At 41.0% G+C, this 16,212-nt stretch carries 12 protein-coding genes; 2 read left to right on the top strand and 10 right to left on the bottom strand.

Features of this window, described 5'->3' with window-relative positions; translation table 11 throughout:
• The first annotated feature begins 18 nt into the window (after nucleotides 1-18).
• Complete coding sequence (locus D7Z94_RS10995) at nucleotides 19-837, top strand: MBL fold metallo-hydrolase (protein WP_120711597.1); 819 nt, start codon at nucleotides 19-21, stop codon at nucleotides 835-837.
• A 15-nt stretch (nucleotides 838-852) separates the two neighbouring features.
• On the opposite strand, the gene ettA is transcribed toward D7Z94_RS10995, so the two are convergent.
• From ettA to D7Z94_RS11010, 3 genes are all read right to left on the bottom strand, one after another.
• Nucleotides 853-2,544 carry an energy-dependent translational throttle protein EttA gene (gene ettA, locus D7Z94_RS11000; protein ID WP_120711598.1) on the bottom strand — a complete coding sequence of 564 codons (1,692 nt, stop codon included), beginning with the start codon at nucleotides 2,542-2,544 and terminating at the stop codon, nucleotides 853-855.
• Between the two features lie 143 nt (nucleotides 2,545-2,687).
• Nucleotides 2,688-2,870 (bottom strand): CAL67264 family membrane protein, encoded by a 183-nt coding sequence (locus D7Z94_RS11005; RefSeq protein WP_120711599.1) that lies wholly within the window; start codon nucleotides 2,868-2,870, stop codon nucleotides 2,688-2,690.
• 74 nt (nucleotides 2,871-2,944) lie between these two features.
• Entirely contained in the window at nucleotides 2,945-3,928 is a 984-nt protein-coding gene (locus D7Z94_RS11010; RefSeq protein WP_120711600.1) for a Gfo/Idh/MocA family protein, read from the bottom strand.
• A 73-nt stretch (nucleotides 3,929-4,001) separates the two neighbouring features.
• Here D7Z94_RS11010 and D7Z94_RS11015 point away from each other — a divergent pair, with 73 nt between their 5' ends.
• A complete protein-coding gene (locus D7Z94_RS11015; protein WP_120711601.1) occupies nucleotides 4,002-5,630 on the top strand; it encodes an acyl-CoA carboxylase subunit beta in 1,629 nt (542 codons plus the stop codon).
• Between the two features lie 58 nt (nucleotides 5,631-5,688).
• Here the strand turns inward: D7Z94_RS11015 and D7Z94_RS11020 are convergent, their stop codons facing one another.
• From D7Z94_RS11020 to menC, 7 genes are all read right to left on the bottom strand, one after another.
• The gene (locus tag D7Z94_RS11020; protein WP_120711602.1) at nucleotides 5,689-7,446 is read right to left on the bottom strand and encodes a carboxypeptidase-like regulatory domain-containing protein; all 1,758 of its coding nucleotides are present in this window, start codon (nucleotides 7,444-7,446) and stop codon (nucleotides 5,689-5,691) included.
• 268 nt (nucleotides 7,447-7,714) lie between these two features.
• Nucleotides 7,715-9,448 (bottom strand): carboxypeptidase-like regulatory domain-containing protein, encoded by a 1,734-nt coding sequence (locus tag D7Z94_RS11025; protein ID WP_120711603.1) that lies wholly within the window; start codon nucleotides 9,446-9,448, stop codon nucleotides 7,715-7,717.
• A 68-nt stretch (nucleotides 9,449-9,516) separates the two neighbouring features.
• Nucleotides 9,517-10,776, bottom strand: a complete 1,260-nt coding sequence (locus D7Z94_RS11030) for a M24 family metallopeptidase (protein WP_317125775.1) — start codon at nucleotides 10,774-10,776, stop codon at nucleotides 9,517-9,519.
• Between the two features lie 150 nt (nucleotides 10,777-10,926).
• A complete protein-coding gene (locus D7Z94_RS11035) occupies nucleotides 10,927-13,029 on the bottom strand; it encodes a VWA domain-containing protein (protein WP_120712029.1) in 2,103 nt (700 codons plus the stop codon).
• Between the two features lie 92 nt (nucleotides 13,030-13,121).
• Nucleotides 13,122-14,207: an AMP-binding protein gene (locus tag D7Z94_RS11040; RefSeq protein WP_120711604.1), complete on the bottom strand. Its 1,086-nt coding sequence runs from the start codon at nucleotides 14,205-14,207 to the stop codon at nucleotides 13,122-13,124.
• Nucleotides 14,188-15,123, bottom strand: a complete 936-nt coding sequence (locus D7Z94_RS11045; protein WP_120711605.1) for a CPBP family intramembrane glutamic endopeptidase — start codon at nucleotides 15,121-15,123, stop codon at nucleotides 14,188-14,190. Before D7Z94_RS11045 ends, D7Z94_RS11040 begins: the two co-directional genes overlap by 20 nt.
• Nucleotides 15,114-16,166: an o-succinylbenzoate synthase gene (menC, locus tag D7Z94_RS11050; protein ID WP_120711606.1), complete on the bottom strand. Its 1,053-nt coding sequence runs from the start codon at nucleotides 16,164-16,166 to the stop codon at nucleotides 15,114-15,116. The genes D7Z94_RS11045 and menC overlap by 10 nt, the downstream gene beginning before the upstream one ends.
• Nucleotides 16,167-16,212 lie beyond the last annotated feature (46 nt).

Here is a 16,212-nt window from a genome sequence, read left to right on the forward strand (position 1 = left end):
TCTATAAAAGTTGATACCATGAAAAAAATATTTTTTGTGCTTTTAAGCTATTGTTTTGCACTTTTGGGTTGCAAGGAAAAAGCAAAGCCTTCACCTCTTAAAGATTCGGACCCTCTGCAAGCAATGGAAAAACCTGCTCCGCCAACCCCAAATAATGAGCAAGGTTCAGAAGTTAAGGTTATCCCTATTTCCCACGCGACAGCAGTGCTAGAATGGAATAACGTCACCATTTATATAGATCCCGTAGGTGGTGCAAAAGCTTTTGATGGGCAAAAACAACCAGATTTAATTTTGATTACGGATATTCACGGTGACCACCTTAATGTGGAGACCTTACAGGAACTGGATACCAAAAAGGCAAAAATAATGGTGCCCCAAGCCGTAGCCGATAAAATACCTGAAGAATTCACTCCTCAAATCGACGTTTTGAACAACGGCGATTCCAAGGAACGTTATGAAATAAATGTTGAGGCCGTTCCGATGTACAATTTACGGGAAGAAGCCAAAAAATTCCATGAAAAGGGCCGTGGTAATGGATATGTTTTGAATATGGGTGGGCAACGACTTTATTTTTCCGGTGACACGGAAGATATCCCTGAAATGCGAAACTTAAAAAATATCGATAAGGCTTTTGTTTGCATGAACCTGCCCTACACCATGACCTTGGAAAGTGCTGCGGACGCGGTCTTGGAATTCCGGCCAAAGCAAGTATACCCCTACCATTACAGAGGAAACCCCAATGTAAGCGATGTTGCTAAATTCAAGAGACTTGTCAATGAGGGAGACCCCAATATAAAAGTGGTGCAACTGGATTGGTATCCCGAGGATGACTTTTGAGGATATTTAAAATGATTATCGTATCAACTTCTTGTATTTTATCCGTTTCGGCATAAGGTCGGAACCCAGACGTTTCTTTTTATTCTCTTCATAGTCCGAGAAGGAACCTTCAAAGAAATATACCTGAGAATCGCCTTCGAAGGCAAGGATATGCGTGCAAATACGATCTAGGAACCAGCGATCATGAGAAATGATAGCAGCACAGCCTGCAAAGTTTTCAAGCCCCTCTTCCAAGGCGCGTAAGGTATTTACATCCAAATCGTTGGTAGGCTCGTCCAACAATAGCACATTGCCTTCCTCCTTTAAAGTCATGGCCAAATGGAGCCTATTGCGCTCTCCACCGGACAACATGTTCACTTTTTTGTTCTGCTCACTACCAGAAAAGTTAAAACGACTTAGATATGCCCGGGAATTCACTTGTCTTCCACCCATCATGACCAATTCCTGTTCATCGCTAAAGTTTTGCCAAATGGTTTTCTCCGGATCAATATTGGAATGACTTTGGTCTACATAAGCGATTTTTGCCGTATCCCCTACTACGAATTCTCCGCCATCCGGAGTTTCTTCGCCCATTATCATTCTGAAAATAGTAGTTTTCCCGGCACCGTTCGGTCCAATAATGCCTACGATACCTGCTTGGGGTAGCTTAAAATTCAAATTTTCATATAGCAATTTGTCCCCATAGGCCTTGCTAACTCCTTTAGCTTCAATAACGTTGGTCCCTAAACGAGGTCCATTGGGGATGTATATTTCCAGTTTCTCATCAAGCTGTTTTTGATCCTGGCTCATTAATTTATCGTAGTTCTTCAAACGAGCCTTTTGTTTGGTCTGTCTCCCTTTGGCGCCCTGGCGTACCCAGTCCAACTCTCTTTCCAGTGTTTTTTGGCGTTTGGAGGCTTGTTTGCTCTCTTGTGCCAATCGTTTTGCCTTTTGGTCCAACCAACCGGAATAGTTTCCTTTCCAGGGAATGCCCTCTCCCCTATCCAATTCCAGAATCCATCCGGCTACATTGTCCAGAAAATAGCGATCATGGGTTACAGCTATTACGGTTCCCTTGTACTGGGCCAAGTGATGTTCCAACCAGTGTACGGATTCCGCATCCAAATGGTTGGTGGGTTCGTCCAGCAATAAAACCTCAGGTTCCTGAAGCAACAATCTGCACAAGGCTACCCTTCTTCTTTCTCCTCCCGAAAGTACCCCGATCTTTTGATCACCCTCTGGGGTGCGCAATGCATCCATGGCTATCTCAAGCTTGGTATCAAGCTCCCAAGCGTTAGAGGCATCGATCTTATCCTGGAGGTCCGCTTGTTTGTCCATTAGCTTTTGCATCTTATCCGTATCTTCATATACCTCTGGCAAACCGAACATATCATTGATCTTGTTATATTCGTCCAAAATGGCAACAGTTTCGGAAACTCCTTCCTTTACTACCTCGAGCACGGTCTTCTCCTCATCCAATTGCGGTTCTTGTTCCAGATAACCCACGTTGTACCCAGGGGAAAAAACAACATCCCCTTGATAGTTTTTATCTACTCCGGCGATGATTTTTAACAAGGTGGATTTTCCAGATCCATTAAGGCCAAGAATCCCAATTTTCGCACCGTAAAAAAAACTGAGGTAAATATTTTTAAGTACCGGCGTATTCGCATTCTTGTACGTTTTTGTAACCCCTGCCATTGAGAAAATGACTTTCTTATCGTCGCTCATTTCTTAAATATTAGTTTTTGGATTAATGTGAAGAGATTTTTTTTAATGGCTTGTACCGTTTAAACGGATTTCCTTGAGATAAGCCAAAGTTATACATACCAAAAGTGAACTTACTGTGCTTAACTAAGATGGAATTTTAAGTTTTAGACCCTTCCCTTTAGTGCATTAAAGACCCATGCAATAGCAAAAAAACCGATACCGACCGATGCAAAACCCCATCCTGCAACGTCATCATATCTAAAGGCTCCAAGCGCAATAAGTGAGCATCCTACTACGATCATAATAAATGTAGCCCAGGCAAGCACCGTGTTTTTGTTCATTCCCATTTGTCCTAGTTTGGTTTGTGGTAATTCCAAATATCGGAATTTTATGGGATTTTCTGCGATTTGGACCGGTAACTTTATTCCTCAAAGGGAAAAACGATTCCCGTAAGTCGGCGGACTTCATCCAATAGTCCTATCAAATCCAAACTATTTTGACGGGACCAAAGGTCACTTTCCAGCTTTTGGGATTTTAAACAGGAATGTACTTCCTCAATTTCATAGGTATATCCCTTCCCCTTCGTCGGTTGATTAAAGCTATCCAAGCCATCACCCTTTTCCATGGAAAACCCTTGTGCCTCATGCCATCTGGGATGAATGAAAATTGAACCCTCGCTACCGGCTATTTCAGCTTTCATTTCTGAATTGGAGGTCAGTCCGCTGTACAACAGGGCTTGGGTACTTTCATACTCAAAAATCATAGAAGTTTGAACTTCAACCCCGGTCTTGTAAAATTGGGAAGCTGCCTTTATTTTTTCTGGTTTGCCTAGCAGTACATAGGCTAAAAAAATAGGATAAATCCCAATATCCAACAGTGAGCCCCCGGCCAAATTTGGATTCAACACCCTTCCTTCCTCCGATCGGTCCAGTCCGTAAAACGCAAAATCTGCATGGAGGTAGCCGATTTCACCAAGTTCACCGGCATCAATCAATTCTTTTACTTTACGTATTGTTGGGTTGAATCTACTCCAAAGGGCCTCCATTAAAAAGACTTGGTTCCGTTTGGCGCAGGCTATCATTTCTTCAACTTCGGAAAGGTTTACCCCCATAGGCTTTTCGCAGAGTACATGTTTGCCATGATCCATCGCCATAATACTCCATTGGGCATGTAGGGTGTGGGGAGTGGCAACGTAGATTACATCAACTTCATCACAATTGAATAACTCCTCATAACTTCCAAAAGCATGTTTTGCATTGTACTCTTTTGCAAATAGTTCTGCTTTTTCAATATTTCTAGAGGCCACGGCTGTTAAAATCCCATCCGAAACCAACTTTAGGTCCTTTGCAAAATTATGGGCAATCTTGCCCGGACCTATGATTCCCCAACGAATTGTATCTCCCATACCGGTTTTTTATTTTGCCAAAGTTAATCAATAATACTGCTATCTTTATGCCTTAAAAGAAACTACCAATAGCATGGATCTTAAGTTCAACAAAAATGAAGATCATAACAAATTATTGCTTTCCGAGCTTAAAAAACGTTTGGCACAGGTAAAACTTGGGGGAGGTAAATCCCGGATAGAAAAACAACACTCGCTAGGAAAAATGACCGCCCGTGAACGTATCGATTACCTGTTGGACAAGGGGAAGGATAACTTGGAAATTGGAGCTTTGGTCGGTGAAGATATGTATCCGGAACATGGTGGCTGCCCATCCGGAGGTGTGGTCGTAAAAATCGGATATGTATCCGGGAAACAGTGTTTGGTAGTTGCCAATGACGCCACCGTAAAGGCCGGTGCCTGGTTTCCGATTACAGGTAAAAAGAATTTAAGGGCGCAGGAGATTGCCATGGAAAATAATCTGCCCATTATCTATTTGGTAGACAGTGCCGGGGTATTTCTTCCAATGCAGGATGAAATCTTTCCTGACAAGGAACATTTTGGTAGAATTTTTAGGAACAATGCCCAGATGAGCAGTATGGGAATACCTCAAATTGCCGCAGTAATGGGCAGTTGTGTAGCCGGTGGTGCTTATTTGCCTATCATGAGTGACGAAGCGCTTATCGTAGACAAGACTGGAAGTATTTTCCTGGCAGGAAGCTATTTGGTAAAAGCGGCCATTGGAGAGGAAATAGATAATGAAACCCTGGGCGGGGCCACTACCCATTGTGAAATTAGCGGTGTAACCGATTATAAGGCCAAGGACGATACGGACGCATTGGATACTATTAAAAGTATACTAGGTAAAATAGGTGGGTTCAATGAAGCCGGATTCAATCGAACCGAAGCCACAAAGCCCAAAAAAAATCCGAAGGATCTATATGGTATTCTTCCTGGTTCACGTACCGACCAATATGATATGCTAGAAATAATAGAACGGATAGTTGACAATTCGGAATTAGAGCAGTACAAAGAAGGTTATGGAAAGACCATTTTAACTGGTTATGCAAGAATCGATGGTTGGGCCGTGGGAATCGTAGCCAATCAGCGAAAAGTAGTTAAAACTAAAAAGGGGGAAATGCAATTTGGGGGCGTTATCTATTCGGATTCCGCGGACAAGGCAACCCGTTTTATTGCCAACTGCAACCAAAAGAAGATTCCCTTGGTTTTTCTACAGGATGTAACCGGCTTCATGGTGGGTAGCAAAAGTGAACATGGGGGTATCATAAAGGATGGTGCCAAAATGGTGAATGCAGTGGCCAATAGTGTGGTTCCCAAGTTTACCATAATTATTGGGAATAGTTATGGTGCAGGAAATTATGCCATGTGCGGAAAGGCCTATGACCCAAGATTCATCGTATCCTGGCCAAGTGCCGAACTGGCCGTTATGAGTGGTAATTCCGCGGCCAAAGTATTATTGCAAATCGAAAAAGCTTCCTTACAAAAGAAAGGTGAGGTGATTACCAAAGAATTGGAAAACGAGCTTTTTAACCGGATTAAGGACCGATACGATAACCAAGTATCCCCATACTATGCAGCGGCGCGTTTGTGGACAGATGCCATAATTGATCCATTGGAAACAAGAAAATGGATTTCTATGGGAATTGAGGCAGCGAATCACGCACCCATTGAAAAATCGTTTAATATGGGTGTGTTACAGGTTTAAAAGCCATATAAGCTACCCTACATCACTGATAAGGCCTTTATTTGAACAACCCTTAATCCTACCTAATGGAAAGTATTCCGTTTGCTTGAATCCTGAACAACTCTTGATTGCGATTCTTGGCCATCAACTTAAAAACCCTGGATTCCTGCTGTTGGGAGGGTTTTCCATAGTTCTGATAAACTGTAGCCTTAACATAGGTAGGGGTTAGACTTTTATTTCCCAAATAATTTGCATTCACCTGCCGGATACCTTCTGGGTCATAAATAAGATGCTCTTGACAGGAAAAGCCGTTTTGTTTTTCATCCTTTATAAGTTCTTCATTGTCAAACGCCGTGTGCTTAAAAGTATAATATTGTTTGTTACCATTAACGAACTGTAATTCAAATTCTGCCTCACCATCATTCCATTCAAATACCAGCCGCGTTCCGTTAAAATCATCCTCATCGGATACATAAAATACCTTTTCCTGGGAAAGTACTTCTCCCTCTTGGCCTACTAAATTATTGAAGTCCCGATTTAGAATATTGGAAAAGGTATCAGACTTGCTAAAAAATCCTTCGCGCAGCAAAAACTGGTGCCTAGCATACAACAAGGCAGCCCGTTCAATTTTCCCGTTATTTCTGTAAGCATTCGCCAAATCATGGTAGGACTGCTGGTAATGTGGGCGAAGGACAAATACTTTTTTGTAGAGCTCCATCGAAGCCTCATAATTTCCCTCTTCATCCATTTGATAGGCCAAAGCCTTAAGGATAATCGGATTATCAGAATACCGTGCCTCAATAGTCTTTGTAATCATTTCCACCATGGTTTTATCTTGCCATTCTTTTTGAAAGTAAGAACGTGTATCCAAATAAAAATAGGGAGATCTGCCATTTACCTTTTCCAGTTGGGTATAGCTCTCCTTGGCTTCCCCTAAATTAGTGGTAGAGCGTAAGGTCTTAAGATAAATGGGCATAGCCATATCTCTAGGGTCGAGGGCATCTCCCTTTTCAAAAAAATTATCCCGTAGCATTGCTTGATCATAGGGTCCACTTTTTCCAGGTTCCCTATTAAAATTGGCCGTTTTTGTATTGATGATAATCAGACCGCCTGCTGCTTGGCTACCATATTTGTTCAATGCCCCTAGACCTTGTATAACAGCAATTCTTTCGATATTTTGTATATCGAGGAACATGGGAACTTGTTGGAGTAAAACTCCATCTACTTCAAACAAAACCGGTGTTCTGATTTTAATGGATGTAATCCCTCTACGAAAAAAAACCTGAATATCATTTAAATTCAAACCTACGGTACTGGTGGGAGTCAAAATGTTTGGAACCTGTGCACGCAAAAGCGTCAAGATATCAATGGTAGATGGATTAATATTCTTTTCATCTATAATTTGGACCCTAGATGGTATCATCTTAGTGTCCATAACACCATAAAACGTTTTGATCAAGTTTTTATCGGTGTCGTACTCCTCAAGGAGTTCATTCTGTGTTCTGCGGTATTTCTTTTTGGTCACAACAACCTCCTCCAATTCTTGAATTTCATCCTTTAAGGCTACGTTTAAAAAAGTCGTTACGTCTTCTACCAAAATCTCCAGGGTTTCCTTGCCAACATGACTATAGACCAAAGTCTCACCTTCACGGGCACTGATTTCATATTTTCCAAATTGATCGGTCTTTGCCAACCTATCCGTATTTTTAATGGAAATATTTACGTCTTCCAGGGGTCCTTGGCCATCAGAAACCGAACCTCTTATTGTTCTAAGGGTTTCTTGCGAATAAACATGGGAAAAAAGTAAAAAAAGGAATGTCGGGAGAAGATGTTTCATAGCGGTTTGTGTTTTTAGTGATGTTTAATAAAATCATTGAAAAGTACTACAAAAATTACGCCAGATATCATCCATGTAAATGTGATTTTGTTCTTGAGGTTGAAAGGAATTTCTCTTATTTCCAATCTGCATGTCAGGCACGATCTCCATTGCTAGCGGTATCCCAACTTTTTGATATAATCGTAACTGAATCCCCTCTCGTTTTTGGGAATCACATCAATGAAAGACGGTATCCAAGTTGTAGCAGATAGTAATTTCCATACCAATTTCACCTAGCAGTGAGCATATCCCCGGTTTGAACCTTGAACAACTCCTGATTGCTATTTTTGACCCTTAATTTAAAAACCTTGGATTCATGTCTTTGATAGGGTTTTCCATAATCATAGTAAACCGTAGCCTTTATATAGGTGGGCGTAAGACTTTTATTTCCCAGATAGTTGACATTTACTTGCCAAGTTCCATTGGGGTCGTAGATTAAATATTCCTGGCACGAAAAACGGTTTTGCTTCCCATCCTTGAAATGGTTCTCATTGTCAAACGACGTATGCTTAAATGTATAATACCGCTTGTTGTTGTTTACAAATTGTAGTTCAAATTCGGCCTCGCTATCGTTCCATTCGAATACCAGCCGTGTTCCGCTAAAATCATCTTCATCGGATGTAAAAAACACCTTTTCCCGTGAGAGTACTTCTCCCTCCTGTACCAATAAATTATTGAAGTCCCGGTCCAGAATATCCGAAAAGGTTTCAGATTTATTGAAGAGCCCTTCCCTCAACAAAAATTGGTGTCGGGCATAGAGCAGAGCCGCCCGCTCAATTTTTCCGCTGTTTTTGTATGCATGTGCCAAATCATGATAGGATTGCTGATAGTGTGGGCGTAGGATGAAAATTTTCTTGTACAGTTCCAATGAGGCACCGTAATTCCGTTCTTCATCCAATTGGTAGGCCAAAGCCTTAAGGATAATAGGATTGTTGGAGTAATTGGCCTCAATATTATTCGTAATCATTTTGACCATAGCCTTATCCTTGTATTCTTTTTGAAAATAGGATCGTGCATCCAAATAAAAATAAGGCGACTGCCCATATATCTTTTCAAGCTGGAAATAACTTTCCTTAGCTTCGTTCCAATCAACCGTAGCGTGTAACATCTGTACATACATCGGTACGGCCAAATTCTCCGAGCCCATCGCATCCCCTTTTTCAAAAAAATTGTTTCGCAACTTCGCTTGATCATAGGGGAGGTTTGTTCCAGGTTCCCGACTGAAGTTAGCCACTTTTGTGTTGATGACAATCAGACCTCCTGCTGCAGGACTACCATATTTGACCAATGCCCCTAGACCCTGAATGATGGCCATTCTATCAATACTCTGTATGTCTATAAACGTAGGTGCAGATCGCATCAACATTCCGTCTACTTCCCATAGAACCGGAGCAGATCCGCCCCGAGGGAAAAATACAGGAGTATCGTTTCTACCTGCCGTGTTGTTGGGAATGAAGACATTTGGAATTTTTGCCCGTAAAACCGTTAGGATATCCACAGCGGATAAATTGATGTCATCACCATCGATAATCTGGGCCCGAAATGGCATTTTGCTGATATCCAAAATTCCATAAATCGTTTTTATTAAATTCTTGTTGCCATTATATTCTCCATAAAGTTCCTTTTGGGTCTTATGATACCTTTTTGTAACTACGACCTCATCCAATTCCTGAATCTTATCCCTTAAGGTTACATTCAAAAAGGTGGTTACGTCCTCTACCAAGATCTCCAAGGTTTCCTTGCCGATATGACTATAGACCAAAGTCTCACCTTCATGAGTGTCTATTTCATATTTTCCAGAGGCATCGGTACTCACTACCCTGTCCGTATCTTTAACGGTGATGTTTACGTCTCTTAAAGGGTCTTGGCCATCGGATATTGTGCCCTTTATCGTTTTGATTGTCTCTTGGGAATGGACATGACCCAAAAGTAAAAACAGAAATACTGGAAGAAAATGCTTCATAATTTCGGGGGTTTTTGATGTTTTTTACTAAATATATAGAAAAAAAACCACAAAAACAATGCCGAACATTATTCACCCAAATGTTCTTTTATCCTTGGTATAAGGAGTAATTCTGTTTGTCTTCCATTAACATATCGAAATCCATCCTCACCATAGAACCCGGCCTCTTCCAACATAATCCGGATGTCCCGTTTCCATTCTGGAATGGTTACCGTTGTATTCAGTTCTATGGCATAGACTGTATTGGGCCGTAACGGATAATTTTCTCCATCGGCTTTCATAACCCCGCCTTGTGCATCCCACATACCTATAGTGGTGCCCGCGGAATGCCCATAAGATCCCAGGGGATGGGTGTAAATGGCAGGACGTAGCCCTGCTTCACGTCCGTCTTGGAGGGCCTTGGCCAAAATTTCATTTCCGGTACGTCCGGCAATCATATTGTCGGTCAGGAAATCCTGAACCTTATTCCCTTTTTTAAGGGCATCACGTAAGAATTCAGGGGCTTCCCTTTCTCGAGGTTTGAGTATATAGGCCAGTTCTTGGCAATCGGTATTTAAACGTAAGTAGGTAATCCCAAAATCGCAATGCAGCAAATCGCCTGGCAGAATGACCATATCCTCTGGACGATCGGAAAAAGAATAGAGATGACCCACAATTTCCTCGCTGGTCCGTTGTACATCAACGGTAGGATGAAACCAAGTTTCCAACCCTAAATTAGTCACCTTTTGGCGCATCCACCACTCTACCTCTGTAGTAGTCGTAATTCCTGGGGTAACGACCTTTTCAGAAAATGCTTCTGCTATGATGTCATGCGTTATATCCACCAACTGATTGTAAATAATCATTTCACGAGCGGTCCGGGTCTCTATCCAACCTACCGCCAATTGCTCTGCCGAAATCACTTTTTTGTGATACTTTTTTGGTAAATTCTGCATGAATTCCTCATGGTCGGTCTTCTCCAGGCCATCTGCAATATTATGGTCCTTAGAAAAGTTGAGCCCAATTTTCTTTGGATTTCTTTCCTCGATCAATTGTATCAGACGCTTCCATTGTTCGGGTTCCTTTTCCTTATCCCAAACGGATAGGATATTATCCCCTACATTGTATCGGGCCACCGCCAACTTATCGATAGTATTTTTTGCTTTATCCCTGTAGAAAACCAAAATAGTCCGCCTTCGGGCATTCAACCAACGAGCCGGTAGCATCGTACGTAACACGGGATCCTCGTTATATTCCCTTGAAATCAATATCCACATGTCAATATCCGTTTCGTCCATCAGTTGGGGCAAGAGATTATTGAAACGATCGGCCAGAATTTCATCTATCACTTTGGCTCTTTCGATTTCTGGGAGGATTTGCTGGGCTAATAAAATTTCACCTATAGCTAAAAAAAAAATAATATGAGCTTTTTCATTTTCATAGTTTATTCCATGAAAATACAAAATATGGGATAACAAAAAAGTGCCTTTCGGCACTTTTCAAAGACTATTATGGTATGTTTTTACTAAACGTATAAATTCCGAACGATACCCATTAGAATCTACTCCTCTAGCCTTTTCCGCAAGTTCAATAACATCATCCAGACCTGAATTATTCGTATAATTGGAATTCCGCAGATGCATACCAAAAAGTGCTACTGCCGAAGCGAAGGTAAAATCCGTGGACATATCATTCTCTAGATTTTCAACCACATTTACTATTTCAATGCTTTTATCCCCACTAGGCTTTTTATATCTAAATTTTACTGTCAACAACTCTTCAGAAAAGGCTGTCTTGTTTTTCTTTTCCGCATATTTTAAATCAATGTGATTATCAGTATAATTGTTCTCAATCCCTATCGGAATAATCTCGTATAATGCGGTTACCTTGTGGCCACTACCCAATTCTCCAGCGTCTTTGGTGTCATCGACAAAATCTTCAGCAGCCAACATTCTGTTTTCATAACCTATTAACCTATAAGACTGAACTTTAGCCGGATTAAATTCAATTTGAATTTTCACATCCTTGGCAATTGTATGCAAAGTACCCCCGAATTCCTTTCCAAATACTTTTTGAGCTTCTTGCATGGTATCAATATAGGCGTGGTTTCCGTTGCCCTTATCCGCCAATATTTCAAGTTTTGAGTCCTTGTAATTGCCCATTCCAAAACCTAGTACTGATAGAAATACTCCTGATTTTCTTTTTTCCTCAATTAAATCCTCCATGGCATCATCACTTGAAGCTCCAACATTAAAGTCTCCGTCGGTGGCCAATATTACCCTATTGTTTCCACTTCTCTTAAAGTTTTTACGCGCGATATGATAAGCAAGCTCTATGCCTTCACCGCCGGCGGTAGAACCACCTGCTTCTAAATTATCCAGTGCCGCCAATATAGTTTCTTTGTCGGCACCTGAAGTTGGTTTTAGTACAACACCAGCAGCCCCGGCGTAAACTACAATTGCAACTTTGTCTTTCTTGCGCAGCTGATTTACCAACAATTTGAAGGCATTCTTTAAAAGCGGAAGCTTTTTAGGCGAGTTCATCGAACCCGAAACATCAATCAAAAAAGTGAGATTGGATGGTGGTAGTTCAGTATTTGTATATGTTTTTCCTTGTAGGCCTATACGTACCAATTTGGTAGTGTTGTTCCATGGAGTCTTCGCTACTTCAGTATGTATCGCAAACGGATGATATGTTTTTGGCTGCGTATACTCATAATCAAAGTAATTGATCATTTCTTCGATTTTTACAGCTCCGGGCTTGACTGTTTGTCCATTGTTGAGCATTCTTCGAATGTTGCTATAAGAAGCTTTATCTACGTCTATTGAAAATGTAGACAATGGGCTCAGCAGCACCTGCTCGAACTTATTCTCATTAATCTTGGCATAGCTTTCATCATTTTCGATTTGATAGTTGCCCTTCTTGGTAGTAATTACAATACAACCATTTTTTGCAATACTGCCGAACATTCGCTGTGCCCTTCCCGGCTTGTAGCTATTCTTTTTTTCGATCTCATTTGGATTAATTTTCTCAATAATGGGGTTGTTATTCTGCGCAATAGGTGTTCCGTCAACAATATAAAGGGGCTCACGATTCTCTTTTTGCCCTACCAAACCTTTCAAGGTCAAACGTTGTTTTTTAGATAAATTGGCAGTATTAGTTATACTCACCCCCGCTGCTTTACCCTGAAGTTGTCTTACAAGATTTTGTTGGGTTATACTTCTAATCGATTCTGACGATATACTTGAAATTGAGTGGGTCATACTTCTTTTTTGCTGAGTAGCATAACCCACCACCACGACTTCCTCAAGGGCTTGAATATCTTCTTGGAGGGTTACATTGATGACGAAGGAATCGTTAACTTTTACTTCCTTGGTCTTAAAACCTATATAGTTAAAAACGAGAATATCTCCTTTTGAGGCCGTAATCTGATAGTTCCCGTCAAAATCGGTCTGGGTTCCGATTGTTGTTCCCTTTACTAGAACATTGACTCCAGGCAAGGGCGAATTGGAATCTGAAACGGTTCCTGTAATCTGCATAGTTTGGGCATGACTCGAAATGGCAGTTAAGGTGATAACAAGAAGTACGACTAGATTTTTCATCTTTTTGGTTTTTAAGTTGGCTGTAAACCTAAAGGATGTCAACTATGTCTAAAACCAAGAATTAGGGAAGTGTACTTTTGAAAGAGGGAAACCTAACTTAAAATGAGATTGGCATTTTCTTTTCTTCTGATTTTACCTGTTTCGGTTTCTAAAAAAGAAGGGAGATTATAGATTGCTTTGGGCACTTCATATTTTTCCAGGGATGAAAGTTCTGTAATTTTTTTGGACAATGTTTCAACATCTATTTCACCTTCAACAAGCAACACTAATTTTTGTCCTAGCTTTTCATCAGGAAACCCCGTTACAAAAAATCGATTTGAGATTATTTGGGTAAGCTTGGTCTCAATTTGTTCTGGAATCAATTTTACACCTCCGGAATTGATTATATTATCGTATCGCCCCAGCCATTTGAACTCTGTGTCCGAAATAAGATGCACTAGGTCATTGGTAATTACCTTATCATCACAAACGTTCGGTGCATTAATGATAAGACAGTCCCTAGAGTCCGTGGAAACGGTTACCCCGGGCAGGGTTTCAAAAAAGGTTTCCACAACACTTGGTGGAATAGGATGTATTTTTCTGACGGCAACATGGGTTATGGTTTCCGTCATTCCATAGGTCTCAAAAATAGTAGTGGATTCATGCTCAACCTTTTTCTTCAACGCATTCGATACCGAGGCACCTCCAACCAATACTATTCGTATTCGTTTTAATTGCCCCAATGACTTTTGCAGCTGTAGCGGTACCATTGCGCAGAAATCATAGGAATTGGAATTGTATTCCAATGGATTAGAGGAAGGCTCTACATAATCGAGTTCAAGACCCAAAACCATGGCACGGACCAACATCATCTTACCCGCAATAAAATCACATGGCAAACATAACAATGCTGAATCACCGGGATGTAGTCCAAAAAAGTCTCCGGTGGCCAAGGCGGAATTCACCATTTGGCTTTTCTTAAGAAGAATCGATTTTGGAATTCCCGTGGAACCGGAAGTCTTGACTTCAATGACCAGCTTTTCATCAAGCCAATCCAACAAAAAATCTCCGATAGCCTGTTCAAAAAGTGTACCCTCCTTTATTAAGCTATATCCTATCTCCTTTAGTTCATCTATGGATGGATGAAAGCCATTAAACTTAAACCTAAAGTGAATGTCGCTATACTTGGGTTTCGTCATTATTAGATGTAAAAAACTCTTCTCGAGATAATACGGGGCCGGCCAATCGTTGCTTCCAATTTTTCCATTGATACTTTTTGGAAAAGACATATAGAAGTATAGGAAAGACCACAAAAACGGGCAAAAAGGCATCAAACCCCAAATCCGGTTCCGCCACGTTTTTATATATGGCATCCACCTGAAAAGCTGTGCTATCAGCTGTTATCAAAAGTGCCGTTACCAAGTTATTGGATGCATGAAAACCCAAAGCCAATTCCAGGCCTTCATCCATTAAGGTCATAATTCCCAAGAAGAAGCCGGTACCAATGTAATAGACCATAATGCCATAGCCCAATTTACCTACTTCAGGATTTCCCAAATGCATCAACCCGAACAAAACGGACGTAACGAACAATGGTACCCACCGATTTTTTGCCATAATCCCTATTCCTTGCATCATATAACCTCGAAACAAATATTCTTCGAAACTGGTTTGTATAGGAATCAGTAATATGGCTATTATCAGCAAATACAAAAATGGCTCCCATCTGAAATTAAGGATATAGTCCTCCGGGGCCACCACAATATCTATTCCGGTTATTACTATGGTAATAGTAGACCAAAGTGCAAAAGCAAAGAAGACTCGTTTCCAATCTATTTTTTGTCTGGAAGTCGTTAATGAGGTCAATGTCTGTTTGTGAATGAACTTCACCCAGAGAAACAACAAGGCAAGACCGACTATAAAGGGAATCAGCATCTCAATCAAAAACCGGTTGGCCCCTTTCCTATTAATTTCCGCCTCCATAATAGCTTCAATATCCAAGTCCAAAAGGACTATGGCCAAATAATTGAGTACCATGAGCCCAATGAAACCCAAAGGGATCAAAAAATATTTCCAAATACCTATTTCTCCTTTGTACCCTTGTTCTACATACATAAGCTCTCAATTAAATTGGTTTCCCAATATTTGTCATTTCCATAACCCAATTGGCCGCCTTTTACCGCCAATGGACAGTCAAAATTATTAGTAAACAAACTTCCAGTGCCCAATCCTTGGGGCATTGGGTTGTTCAAGGTAAACGTCCACTGTGCAATGGCATTTAGGCCTATATTGCTTTCCAAGGCACTGGTTACCCACCAGTCAATATCATATTCATTGGCCAAGGCTATCCATTCTTCACTGCCCTTAACCCCCCCGATCAAACTGGGCTTCAAGATAAGATAATGTGGCTGGATGGTCTGCAACAACCTTTTCTTTTCCTTAAGTTCAAAAACTCCAATCAATTCCTCGTCCAAAGCAATAGGCAAAGGAGACTCACTACATAACCTTTTCATTTGAGAATATTGGCCTTGCTTGATCGGTTGTTCTATAGAATGTAAGTCATAATGGGATAAGGCTTGGAGCTTTTCCAGTGCCTGCTTTGGTTCAAAAGCTCCATTGGCATCCACCCGAAGTTCAATATCGTCTTTGGAGTACCTTTTACGAATGGATTCCAAAAGTTCTATTTCTTTATTAAAATCGATGGCCCCAATTTTCGTTTTTATACAAGAAAAGCCTTCCTCCAATTTTTGTTGGATCTGCTCATACATAAAACCTGCATCTCCCATCCAAATGAGGCCATTGATGGGAATTGTGCTTTTTCCTCCTGTAAAACTAGATGTGAAAAGTTCGAAGGCATCGTTGGATCTCAAGGAAATAAAGGCCTGTTCTATCCCAAATTGGATACTGGGAAAAGCTTTCAATTCCCCATAAAGTGCCTGCACACCCAAAGAAATATTATCGCAAGTCCATTGGAGTTTATCCTCATAACCATCCACATCGTCCATGCTTAGGCCTCGCAATAGTCCGCATTCCCCTATCCCCAATTTTCCATTTTCTTCCAAGATAAGAAACCAAGTCTCCTTTTGGGTAAGTATGCCCCGTGAAGTGCCACTGGGACGTTTAAAATTGAGGATATGTTTTTTATACCTGGCTTTCATCCGCTATGCCCAAATTTAGATATTTTAGGGTCATAGATGACGGAAA

Origin of the sequence: Ulvibacterium marinum, from assembly GCF_003626755.1 — a bacterium.
Classification (GTDB): Bacteria; Bacteroidota; Bacteroidia; order Flavobacteriales; family Flavobacteriaceae; genus Ulvibacterium; species Ulvibacterium marinum.

Coding starts and splice junctions, on each gene's coding strand:
- ettA (WP_120711598.1), bottom strand. CDS start 2,544: ATGAGCGACGATAAGAAAGTCATTTTCTCAATGGCAGGGGTTACAAAA.
- D7Z94_RS11045 (WP_120711605.1), bottom strand. CDS start 15,123: ATGTATGTAGAACAAGGGTACAAAGGAGAAATAGGTATTTGGAAATAT.
- D7Z94_RS11040 (WP_120711604.1), bottom strand. CDS start 14,207: ATGACGAAACCCAAGTATAGCGACATTCACTTTAGGTTTAAGTTTAAT.
- D7Z94_RS11015 (WP_120711601.1), top strand. CDS start 4,002: ATGGATCTTAAGTTCAACAAAAATGAAGATCATAACAAATTATTGCTT.
- D7Z94_RS11010 (WP_120711600.1), bottom strand. CDS start 3,928: ATGGGAGATACAATTCGTTGGGGAATCATAGGTCCGGGCAAGATTGCC.
- D7Z94_RS11025 (WP_120711603.1), bottom strand. CDS start 9,448: ATGAAGCATTTTCTTCCAGTATTTCTGTTTTTACTTTTGGGTCATGTC.
- D7Z94_RS11020 (WP_120711602.1), bottom strand. CDS start 7,446: ATGAAACATCTTCTCCCGACATTCCTTTTTTTACTTTTTTCCCATGTT.
- D7Z94_RS11035 (WP_120712029.1), bottom strand. CDS start 13,029: ATGAAAAATCTAGTCGTACTTCTTGTTATCACCTTAACTGCCATTTCG.
- menC (WP_120711606.1), bottom strand. CDS start 16,166: ATGAAAGCCAGGTATAAAAAACATATCCTCAATTTTAAACGTCCCAGT.
- D7Z94_RS11005 (WP_120711599.1), bottom strand. CDS start 2,870: ATGGGAATGAACAAAAACACGGTGCTTGCCTGGGCTACATTTATTATG.
- D7Z94_RS10995 (WP_120711597.1), top strand. CDS start 19: ATGAAAAAAATATTTTTTGTGCTTTTAAGCTATTGTTTTGCACTTTTG.